The organism is Bradyrhizobium sp., assembly GCF_036009065.1.
GTDB lineage: Bacteria > Pseudomonadota > Alphaproteobacteria > Rhizobiales > Xanthobacteraceae > Bradyrhizobium.
This window is the reverse complement of sequence record NZ_DASYMN010000127.1, coordinates 1-9,873: the sequence shown is the minus strand read 5'-3', so window position 1 is coordinate 9,873 and position 9,873 is coordinate 1. Positions and strand designations below refer to the sequence as shown.

9 protein-coding genes are annotated in these 9,873 nt (G+C 62.0%); 1 reads left to right on the top strand and 8 read right to left on the bottom strand.

Annotated features, from left to right (window positions below):
* Positions 1-170 precede the first annotated feature (170 nt).
* The 4 genes from VGP39_RS07895 to dapA all read right to left on the bottom strand — a co-directional run bounded on the left by VGP39_RS07895 (position 171) and on the right by dapA (position 2,720).
* Positions 171-746 carry a peroxiredoxin gene (locus VGP39_RS07895; protein ID WP_327567547.1) on the bottom strand — a complete coding sequence of 192 codons (576 nt, stop codon included), beginning with the start codon at positions 744-746 and terminating at the stop codon, positions 171-173.
* Positions 747-877: 131 nt separating this feature from the next.
* The gene (gene smpB / locus VGP39_RS07890; protein WP_327567546.1) at positions 878-1,351 is read right to left on the bottom strand and encodes an SsrA-binding protein SmpB; all 474 of its coding nucleotides are present in this window, start codon (positions 1,349-1,351) and stop codon (positions 878-880) included.
* Position 1,352: 1 nt separating this feature from the next.
* Positions 1,353-1,769, bottom strand: coding sequence for a large conductance mechanosensitive channel protein MscL (gene mscL / locus VGP39_RS07885; protein WP_327567545.1), 417 nt, complete (start codon positions 1,767-1,769; stop codon positions 1,353-1,355).
* A 60-nt stretch (positions 1,770-1,829) separates the two neighbouring features.
* On the bottom strand, positions 1,830-2,720 hold the full coding sequence (dapA, locus tag VGP39_RS07880; RefSeq protein WP_327567544.1) for a 4-hydroxy-tetrahydrodipicolinate synthase: 891 nt from the start codon (positions 2,718-2,720) through the stop codon (positions 1,830-1,832).
* A gap of 262 nt (positions 2,721-2,982) precedes the next feature.
* Between dapA and VGP39_RS07875 the strand changes: the two genes are divergently transcribed.
* Positions 2,983-5,169, top strand: a complete 2,187-nt coding sequence (locus VGP39_RS07875; RefSeq protein ID WP_327567549.1) for a lytic transglycosylase domain-containing protein — start codon at positions 2,983-2,985, stop codon at positions 5,167-5,169.
* A gap of 6 nt (positions 5,170-5,175) precedes the next feature.
* Here the strand turns inward: VGP39_RS07875 and VGP39_RS07870 are convergent, their stop codons facing one another.
* The 4 genes from VGP39_RS07870 to VGP39_RS07855 all read right to left on the bottom strand — a co-directional run bounded on the left by VGP39_RS07870 (position 5,176) and on the right by VGP39_RS07855 (position 9,752).
* The gene (locus tag VGP39_RS07870; RefSeq protein ID WP_327567543.1) at positions 5,176-6,720 is read right to left on the bottom strand and encodes a porin; all 1,545 of its coding nucleotides are present in this window, start codon (positions 6,718-6,720) and stop codon (positions 5,176-5,178) included.
* A 362-nt stretch (positions 6,721-7,082) separates the two neighbouring features.
* Complete coding sequence (locus VGP39_RS07865) at positions 7,083-7,340, bottom strand: DUF3551 domain-containing protein (protein ID WP_327567548.1); 258 nt, start codon at positions 7,338-7,340, stop codon at positions 7,083-7,085.
* 300 nt (positions 7,341-7,640) lie between these two features.
* Positions 7,641-7,895 (bottom strand): hypothetical protein, encoded by a 255-nt coding sequence (locus tag VGP39_RS07860; RefSeq protein ID WP_327567542.1) that lies wholly within the window; start codon positions 7,893-7,895, stop codon positions 7,641-7,643.
* Between the two features lie 321 nt (positions 7,896-8,216).
* Positions 8,217-9,752 carry a porin gene (locus VGP39_RS07855; RefSeq protein WP_327567541.1) on the bottom strand — a complete coding sequence of 512 codons (1,536 nt, stop codon included), beginning with the start codon at positions 9,750-9,752 and terminating at the stop codon, positions 8,217-8,219.
* Between the last annotated feature and the right edge of the window lie 121 nt (positions 9,753-9,873).

Genomic DNA, 9,873 nt, shown 5'->3' with positions numbered 1-9,873 from the left:
GACCTCAGGCAAATCTGCAGTTATTGCGATGCTCCAACGGGTTTCAACAAGTCGCATCTGAAAGTGGGCTGACTTTCCGTGTCTCGAACTCCAATGATTTGAGTCACTTATTTTGAATCAGACTCTCAGGATGACGGTGGTGTGTGTGGCTGGGTCCAGCCGCAACGCTTCTAGACAGGATTATCCTTCAACCACGCAAGCACGTCGCCGGCGTTGCGATCCGGCGGAAATACCGGATAGAACACGTGTGTGATGCGGGCGTCGTCGATGACCAGCGCGAGCCGCTTGATCAGGGTCAGGCCGGCGACGTCCATGGTCGGCAGTTTCAGCGCGCGCGTCAGCGCCAGCTTTTCGTCGGACAGAACCGGGAACGGCAGATGCAGGCGCGACGCCATCTCGGTCTGGTATTCGTTGCTTTGCGTCGACAGCCCGAACACATGCCGCGCGCCAGCAGCCTTCAGCTCCGCGAACAGGTCGCGGAATGCGCAGGTTTGCGGCGTGCAGCCGCGCGCGCCGGGAATCATGTCCCAGTCGTCGACCAGGCTGATCTTGCCGGGCTCGCCGGTGCGCGGATAGGCGAACACCACCGTGCGCCCCGGCAGCGCCGACAGCGTCACCGAGGTATCGTCGGTCGCGACCAGACTTATCGCGGGGACCGTCATGCCATTCAAATGCGCCGCAGCGCCGTCGTCCATCGGCGCCGGGATCTTGCTCCAGTCGACTTCAAGCAGATTTTTTTGATTCATGGCACTTTCCTCAACTTGCAACACACTCCGACCTCATGGTGAGGAGGCGCGCTTGCGCCGTCTCGAACCATGAACCGCGAACTCATCCTTCGAGACGCGTAAGAACGCGCTCCTCAGGATGAGGGCAGCATTCATCCCCTCGCCCGCAACAATCGGCCCTTCTCTCTGCTCCAGTCGCGCTTTTTCTCGCTCTCGCGCTTGTCGTGCAGCTTCTTGCCCTTGGCCACCGCGAGCAGGAGCTTGGCGCGGCCGCGTTCGTTGAAATACAGTTTTAGGGGAATCAGCGTCATGCCGTCGCGCTCGACCGCGCCCATCAGCTTGTTGATCTGCTTCTTGTGCAGCAACAGCTTGCGCGGCCGTTTCGGTTCGTGGTTGAAGCGGTTGGCCTGCAGGTACTCCGGAATATTGGCGTTGATCAGCCAGATCTCGCCGCCCCTGGAATCGGCGTAGGATTCCGCGATCGTGGTCTTGCCGTTGCGGATCGACTTGACCTCGGTGCCGGTCAGCGCGATGCCGGCCTCGATGGTATCCTCGATCGCATAATTGAACCGCGCTTTTCGATTTTCGGCGACCACCTTGATGGCGCGCTCGTTCTTTTCTGCCACGTCAAGCCTTCTTGAGGAGATCGCGGATCTCGGTCAGCAATTCCACTTCGCGGGTCGGCTTCGGCGGCGCTGCGGGCGCTGCCTCATCCTTCCGCTTCAATGTGTTCATGGCCCGGATCACCAGGAACAGCACGAAGGCGATGATAATGAAGTTCAGCGTCAACGTGAGGAAATTGCCCCACGCCAGTACCGCGCCCTGCTTTTTCGCATCCGCCAAATTGGATGCAGTCACCGCCTTTGAAAGCGACGTGAAGTAATTTGAAAAATCGAGGCCGCCGGTGATGGCGCCGACGATCGGCATGATGATGTCGCCGACCAGCGAGGTCACGATGCCGCCGAAGGCGGCGCCGATGATGACGCCGACCGCGAGGTCGACCACGTTGCCCTTCATCGCGAATTCGCGAAATTCCTTCAGCATCCGCAATCCCTTCTCTTCGACGTCGCGTAGGGGCAACGTCGTGACGGCAACGGCGAAGGTTCAGTTGAGCAGGCCCGCATGCACCATGGCATCGCGGATTACCTTGCCGGTAGGCGGCGTCACCGCCATCAGCGGCAGGCGCACTTCCTCCTCCAGCCGGCCGAGCAGCTTGAGCCCATGCTTGGCGCCGGCAAGGCCCGGCTCCTTGAAAATGGCATCATGCAGGGGCGTCAGCCGGTCCTGGATCTTGAGGCCCGTCGCGTAATCGCCCTTCAGGACGGCGGACATCAGGTCGGCACAGAGTTTTGGCGCGACATTGGCGACGACCGAGATGCAACCATGGCCGCCCGCCGCCATATAGGCCAGCGCCGTCATGTCCTCGCCGGACAGCTGGAGGAAATCCGGACCCATCGCGTGGCGCTGCTGCGACACCCGCGCAAGATTGGCCGTGGCATCCTTGACGCCGATAATGTTCTTCAGCTCGAACAAACGTGTCATTGTCTCCACCGACAGGTCGACGACCGAGCGCGGCGGAATGTTGTAGATGATGATCGGGATGCCGATCGCGTCGTTCACGGCCTTGAAGTGGTGATACATCCCTTCCTGAGTGGGCTTGTTGTAATAGGGTGTCACCACCAGCACGGCATCGGCACCGGCCGTCTCCGCGTGGACAGCCAGATCGATGGCCTCACGGGTCGAATTGGAGCCAGCACCCGCGATCACCGGGACCCGCCCCTTCGCTTCGTCGAGACACATCTCCACCACGCGGTGATGCTCATCATGACTTAGGGTTGGGCTTTCGCCGGTCGTGCCGACAGGAACCAGGCCGTGCGAGCCTTGCTCGATCTGCCAGCTCACAAGTCCGCGAAAGGCGGCCTCATCCAGCGAGCCATTTTTGAACGGCGTGACCAAGGCGGTGAAGGACCCCCGGAAATTCGTGTTGGCTGCCATGGTTTTTTCTCCGAACACGCGGCGACTTGCCGACAGCTCAACGGCTTGAGCGGGGCTCAATTCATACCGGGTATGATGCTGCGGCGGAAGACCCGTTCCGGAAGCATCAGCCGCGATTTTGCCGTGGTGCTGGTGCAGAGATCGGCCCGTCCCGGCAGATTTAATATTTTGTCCACAACTTCAATGAAATAGACCTAGGAAGGCAGGATTGCTTGATTCGCTTGGAAAGAGAGCCGTGAGCCCGTTTGCCCGCGCAACCGCAATGCGATGGACGGCCCTGGGCGCGAGCCTGACGCTGGCGGTCGGATTGTCGGCGTTCGCGGCCTCGGCCAAGGCAAAAGTTCCGTTGCCCAAGCCGCGGCCGATCGCGCGCAACGTCGTGCCCAAGACGGCCATCGCACCTCAACCGCCGGTCAAGCCGGTCGCATCGGATGCGGCGACCGCCGCTCCGGCGCTTCAGCCCGCCACCCGCCAGCATGCGGCGCTGCCTCCGACGGCGCGAAAACCGCCGCCGCCGGCGGCGATGGCCGCGACGTCATCGACGCCGCAGGCCGACACCGACGCGGTGGAAAACATCATCGGACTGGTGCGCAATCACAAGCCGGCGGACGCGACGCAGGCCGCTGCGGCGATATCGGATCCGGTGGCGCGAAAGCTCGCCGAATGGATCATCCTGCGCAGCGACAACAACGGCGCATCGGTGGAACGCTACCGCGCCTTCATCGAGGCCAATCCAAGCTGGCCCTCGCAGACCTTCCTGCGCCGGCGCATCGAAGCCGCCCTCTGGGACGACCGCCGCGACGACGCCACGGTGATGGCGTGGTTCGAGAACGAGAAACCGCTGTCGGCCAAAGGCAAATTCTCGCTGGCCAGGGCATTGCTTGCGCGCGGCGATCGGGCCAATGCGGAACGCCTGATCCGCGATGCGTGGCGGTTCGACTCGATGTCGTCGGATACCGAAGAAACCGCGCTCGATCTGTTCGGCGCGCTGCTGACGCCGGGCGATCAGAAAGCGCGGATGGACTCGATGCTTTACGGCAGCGAGCAGGAAGCCGGCCTGCGCGCCGCGAAGCGGATCGGTCAGGTCGCGCTGGCCAAGGCCCGGAATGCGGCGTACCGGAAAGCCGCCAACACAAGAGCGCTGCTCGATGCGGTGCCGCACGAGCTGCACGGCGATCCCGGCTACATGTTCTCCCGGATCCAGTTGCTCCGCCGCGAAGAGAAATTCCAGGAAGCCGCGCAACTGATGCTGGCGGCGCCGCGCGATCCGAACCGGCTCTACAATCTCGACGAATGGTGGATCGAGCGGCGGCTGCTATCGCGCAAGATGCTCGACGTCGGTGAGCACCGTAGCGCCTATCTGATCGCGCGCGACGCCGCCCTGCCCGCCCGCGACATCTACAAGACCGAGCAGGAATTCACCGCCGGCTGGATCGCGCTGCGCTTCCTGCGCGATCCTGCGACCGCCGCGCAACACTTCGCGCGCATCGGCGTCGGCAGCGTCAATCCCACCGCGCTGGCGCGCGCCGGTTACTGGCAGGGCCGCGCCGCCGAAGCCGCGGGACGCAGCCAGGATGCCCGAACCGCCTACGCCGCGGCCGCACGGCAGTCGACCAGCTACTACGGCCAGCTGGCGCGGGCCAAACTCGGATTGCCGCAGATCGAACTCAACGGCGTGCCGTCGAGCCGCTCGCGTGGCATCGAGCGGCTCGAGGTGGTTCGCGCGGTGCAGTTGCTCTATGCACTGGACGAGCGCGAGATGGCGATCCCGGTGCTCGGCGACATGGGCGAAAACGGCGATCCCGACGTGCTGCAGGGACTTGGCGAACTGGCGTCGCGCAACGGCGACGCCCGCGGCATGCTGCTGATGGGCAAAGCCGCGCTCAACCGCGGCCTGCCGTTCGAGTTCTATGCCTATCCGGTCGTGGGTATTCCGCCGTACAAACCGATCGGGCCCGAGGTCGAGCAGAGCATCGTGTTCGCCATCGCCCGGCAGGAGAGCGCGTTCAATCCTTCGGTGGTTTCGCCGGCGCAAGCCTATGGGTTGATGCAGGTGACGCCGGATGCCGGACGCTACGTCTGCAAGCGACATGGCGCGAGCTTCGATCTTGCGCGAATGAAGACCGACCCGGTCTACAACACCCAGTTGGGCGCCGCCGAGCTCGGCGGGCTGATCGAGGACTACCGCGGCTCCTACATCATGACCTTCGCCGCCTACAATGCCGGGCGCGGCAGCGTGAAAAAATGGGTCGAGCGGTACGGCGATCCCCGCGATCCCAAGGTCGACGCCGTCGACTGGGTCGAGCGCATCCCGTTTTCCGAAACCCGCAACTACGTGCAGCGGATCATGGAAAACCTGCAGGTCTACCGCGCGCGTTTCGGCGGCGGCACGCGGCTGCAGATCGAGGCCGACCTGCACCGCGGCGCGGCCGCCGCGGTCGTCGAGTAATCGCGATCAGAAGTTGCGCTGCGCGCGAACCTGCAGATGCACCGCGTCCTGGTCCTTGAACTCGTAGCGGGCAGCAGGCTTCGGCGCGGCAGGAGTCAGGGCGGCAGTGCCGGTGAATTTCTGGTCAAGGTGGAACCACATCAGCTCTGCAGAGAAGGTCAGGTTCTTGACCGGGACCCAACGGGTGATGACGCCAAGCTGCGACACGTTAAAGTCGGGATTGCAGCTGTAGTCCGCGCTCGGAATTTTGCCGGCAAGATAGTTGGCGCACATGCCCGCCGTCGCGGCGCCTCCGTAGCGCACGGCCGAATAACTGCCGAACAGGCTTGACGACCAGAACGCGTCCCAATTGTGGTTGAACGCGCCGCGCATGCCATAAGCTTCGGTCAGGTGGATGGTGCCGTCGCCGCCGGCGAAGGCCGGAGGATACACGCCATCCGTGGTCGCGCCGAAGCCGATGCTTTGATATGCATCAGCGCGACCCGTGCCGCCGAACATCGCAAAGCTCGGCGAGGCTGCGGCGGTGGAAATCACCTGCCTGGTATCGCCCTTGGACCAGGTCGCGTCGAGCTTGAGGTCGTCGCCAGCACCGGTCGGAATGTTCTTGATGTTGAGCGCCGCCATCACGGCGCCCCCCCACTTGGCGTCGGGGTGGCCAGTCACTTCGGCGCCGGCGGTGCCCGGCGCAGCATTGTAGGCCGCGCGCACCTCATGCAATGCACCTGACAACTGGAGCAGCCCCCAGGACTGATCCACACGAATGTTGCCCACGACGTCAGGGGCATACAAGCCGGCATAGGCGTTGCCGGTCGTCAGCGTCGCATTCAACGCGGTCGACAAGTTGAAGATGTTGGTACGACTGAACACGGACGGATCGTCAAGGCCAATGGTGCCGGATACGCCATTGCCGAACTGCGCGGTATACTGGACGTTGTTGACGCCGGTGGTCGTGTCATGCCCCCCGAACAGAAACGACGAGATATTGCCCGGGAAAGCATTCCACGGCGTTGCATACGCCGAGACCGATTTGCCGAAGGTGAAGCCCGCAAACTGGATGAAGGCCGACTCGACTGCGACATAACCGCCCCCCGGACCGTTCAGCAGCGAACCGCTGATGCCCCCGACGGGGGAAACGTTCAACGGAGTGCCGAGAGTCGCCGGGTTGGTGCTGCCGAAGTTATTGAACTGGAAGTCACCCTGGAGGAAGGTGCGAACCACGCCGTATTCGCTGGCGGTGCGTGTATCTACGGTAAGGGCCATGCGCGAGCGGGCGACGATGTGGTCGACGTGACGGTTATTCTGACCGAGGTCGCCACTCCACGCCGGCTGGCCCTGGGCGCCGCCGTTGAAGGTGGTATCGACGCGCAGATAGCCGCCGATCTTCATGCAGGTGTCGCTGCCGGGGATGTACCAGAAACCGGCGCCGTAGGCCGAGCATATCCTGGCATATTCGATTGCTTTGGCTTTGACGGGGAGATCGGCAGCCTGCGTTGCGCTCGCCGTCAGAACGCCGGCCACGCAGCCGTTAATGAAGCCCTTGATCAACTTCATGCTACGTCTCCCAATCATTGTCCGCTGTTTTCGACGCGCCGGTAGGCACGCATCATACGCAGCCGCCGGCTGGTTTTCCCACGCCAGACCGTGGCAGGCCTTGATTTATTGTTGGATGTGATTTTCGCGCAACGTAGTGTTGTCCTCCGAAAGGGACACTCTCTTCACCGGTGCGGCTTCCCGCCGGCGCGCGTCATCTCGGCCGGCCGTTTTTGCATGAGATGAGGTTCACTCGACCCGCCTCGATGTAAAAAAAGGTGAAACGACGGAATATCGTCAAAAAGAGAGACGAAAAAATTTTGCATGGCATCCGGCGCTGGCGACGGAGACGTGGCCTGACGTCTCGACGGTGCCCTGCAGGTTCACCACTGAACTCGCTGTTGACGCCGGCTTCGGCCCGGATTCGCTCCGGCAAAATATGGGTTGACTACGCACTGCGCCGCACGGCCCGAAGCAGACCCTCTGCACTGGCCCATCGACGTATAGCCACAGGAAATGGCATTGCCGTTCCGGCCAAAGGTCTGCAGGCATACCGGGTAATTCGGATCGTAGGTCTGAGCCTGTAACGGCGCGGCGGCCGTCACTCCGATCACAAGAACCAGCCTGGCCAATACACGCATAGAGAGCCTCCCTGCAAGACGATCCATAGCAGCAATCGGCGACGCCAGGCTAGCGGGCGATTTCGCCGAATAAATCGCATCCAAAACGCAACCGATCATATTGTTGGCTTCCGAAAACGCGACTCGGCGTTGATGAAATCAATCGCCCGATCCCGGCAGATAATATGCGGACGGCATTTGATGCGCTATGCGGAGATGATGACGTCGAGTCGCCAGTAGACGCCGTAATCACGTCATGCGGTCAAGGCGCTATACGCCGCTCGGCGGGTTTTTTATTTGACGGACGAGTCGAGCGCAAAGCTAGCGATCGATTACAACCATCCGCTCGCGATCTTCGCGATTACTTTCAATCATTGCAATCATTTCCGGCGATTCGGATTCTTCCTCCTTGATCAGGGCCGTGTTGCGGTGGCTGTCGATACCATCAGTCCGGATCGAACTAGCGGTGACGTAGTTCAGCGAAGCGAGGCTTATTCCGGACTCGATGTCATCTGAACGGGCTGAACTACTGCCCAATGCAATCGCGGCTGCCATCAAGCTGACAATGTATTTCATGATCCGTTCCACCTTTGATCTCTGGAAACCAACGCCATGCGGTGGAAGCGGTTCCCGCTTGGGCATGCGATCTTCCGCGAGTGGCGCTCGTCGACCGCCCTCCGGCTCGTACCTTCGGATTTAGGCAGCAACCCCTTGCATATGTTCGGCTTTCGCCTGGCGACGAACGGACGCCAGGCAGGGCCCCGGCGGCGATAAACCAGAATGCCGAATGGAGCCGCGCCGCTGCGCTCAAAAAATACAGGCATCGGACCGTGGCACAAGAAAAACCCCCGGCAGTTTCCTGCCGGGGGTTCTTGCGGATGTCGTCAGACGATGGGATCAGAAGTTGCGCTGAACGCGGACGTTGAGCGAGTAAGCGTCCTGGTCCTTGAACTCATACACGGCGGCGGGTTTCGGCCCGTTCGCTGCGAAGGCTGCCAGACCCGAGAACTTCTGGTCGAGGTGGAACCACTGCACTTCGGCCGAGAACGTGAGGTTCTTGACGGGAGTCCAGCGGGTCACGAGGCCAAGCTGCGATACGTTGAAGTCCGGATTGCAGGAATAGCCCGTGCCGGCGACCGGAACGTGGGTGATACGCGCGCAGATGTTGGCGCTCGCATTGCCGTTGTAGTCGACCACCGAATACGAACCGAACAGGCTGCTTGACCAGTACGGGTCCCAGTTGTGGTTGAACGCACCGCGGATACCATACGCCCGGGTCAACTCGATTGGCCCACCCGGAACGAAGGTCGCATCGGTCGTCGCACCGAAGCCGAGGCTGTCATAGCCGGCACCGGGGCCGACGCCGCTGGCCGCACCGTAGATCAGGAAGCTAGGCGAGGCGCCGCTGGTCGAGATGACGTTCTTGGTGGTGCCGATGGCGTAGCTGGCGTCGATCTTGATGTCATCGCCCGGACCGGTGGGGATGTTCTTGATCTGCAAGGCTGCCATTACCGAGCCGCCCCACTTGGTGTCCGGATGGCCGGTCAATTCAGCGCCGGCGGTGCCGGAAACTGCATTGTAAGCCGCCCGAACTTCATGCAAGGCGCCTGACAGTTGGAACAGACCCCAAGCCTGGTCGATGCGGATGTTGCCGACGACGTCGGGAGCATACCATCCGGCGTAGTTCTGGCTGCCGGCGGCGAAGTTGTTGACCGCCGTCAGGTTGGCTAGCGTGGTTCGGTTGAACACGGTCGGATCGTCGAGGCCGATGGTGCCCGACACGCCGTTGCCGAACTGCGCGGTGTACTGGATGTTGTTGACGCCGGTAACGGTGTCATGACCGCCGAGCAGGAACGAGGTGTTGTTGCCCGGGTACCCATGCCACGGCGTCGCGTAAGCCGAAGCCGACTTACCGAAGGTGAAGCCCGCGAACTGGATGAACACGAACTCGACCGCGACATAACCGCCGCCAGGATTGCTCAGCAGCGCATTGGCGATGCCGGTGACCGCTCCAACGTTCAAGGGAGTGCCGAGAGTTGCCGGGTTGGTGCCGCCGAAGTTTTGAAACTGGAAGTCACCCTGGGCGAACGTGCGGACCACGCCGTATTCGGTGGCGGTACGGGTATCGACCGTCAACGCCATACGGGAGCGGGAGTTGATGTGATCGACGTACCGGTTGTTCTGCCCAAGATCACCCGACCACGCCGGCGCGTCGTAGACACCGCCATTGAACGTGGTGTCAACGCGCAGATAGCCGCCGATCTTCATGCAGGTGTCGGTGCCTGGGATGTACCAGAAACCCGCACCATAAAGGGAGCAGATCCTCACGTATTCGACCGCTTTGGCCTTCACGGGAAGATCAGCTGCCTGGGCTCCGCTCATGGCGAGAAGACCCGCCGCTGAGCCGAGAATAAGGCTCTTAACCATCTTCATTGTAACCTCCAAGTTGCTCTGTTGGGAAGGTTCCGGATCCGCTGGGTGCGATACACCCTAAGGTTGGTTCCCTTAATCCCTTTAAAAAACCGCTTCAGTCGTTTCGCGTCTTCGGACACAC

What these genes read in the sequence shown, in the direction of transcription:
- VGP39_RS07895 (WP_327567547.1), bottom strand. Translation starts at nt 746, where the DNA reads ATGAATCAAAAAAATCTGCTTGAAGTCGACTGGAGCAAGATCCCGGCG.
- mscL (WP_327567545.1), bottom strand. Translation starts at nt 1,769, where the DNA reads ATGCTGAAGGAATTTCGCGAATTCGCGATGAAGGGCAACGTGGTCGAC.
- dapA (WP_327567544.1), bottom strand. Translation starts at nt 2,720, where the DNA reads ATGGCAGCCAACACGAATTTCCGGGGGTCCTTCACCGCCTTGGTCACG.
- VGP39_RS07875 (WP_327567549.1), top strand. Translation starts at nt 2,983, where the DNA reads ATGCGATGGACGGCCCTGGGCGCGAGCCTGACGCTGGCGGTCGGATTG.
- VGP39_RS07870 (WP_327567543.1), bottom strand. Translation starts at nt 6,720, where the DNA reads ATGAAGTTGATCAAGGGCTTCATTAACGGCTGCGTGGCCGGCGTTCTG.
- VGP39_RS07865 (WP_327567548.1), bottom strand. Translation starts at nt 7,340, where the DNA reads ATGCGTGTATTGGCCAGGCTGGTTCTTGTGATCGGAGTGACGGCCGCC.
- VGP39_RS07860 (WP_327567542.1), bottom strand. Translation starts at nt 7,895, where the DNA reads ATGAAATACATTGTCAGCTTGATGGCAGCCGCGATTGCATTGGGCAGT.
- VGP39_RS07855 (WP_327567541.1), bottom strand. Translation starts at nt 9,752, where the DNA reads ATGAAGATGGTTAAGAGCCTTATTCTCGGCTCAGCGGCGGGTCTTCTC.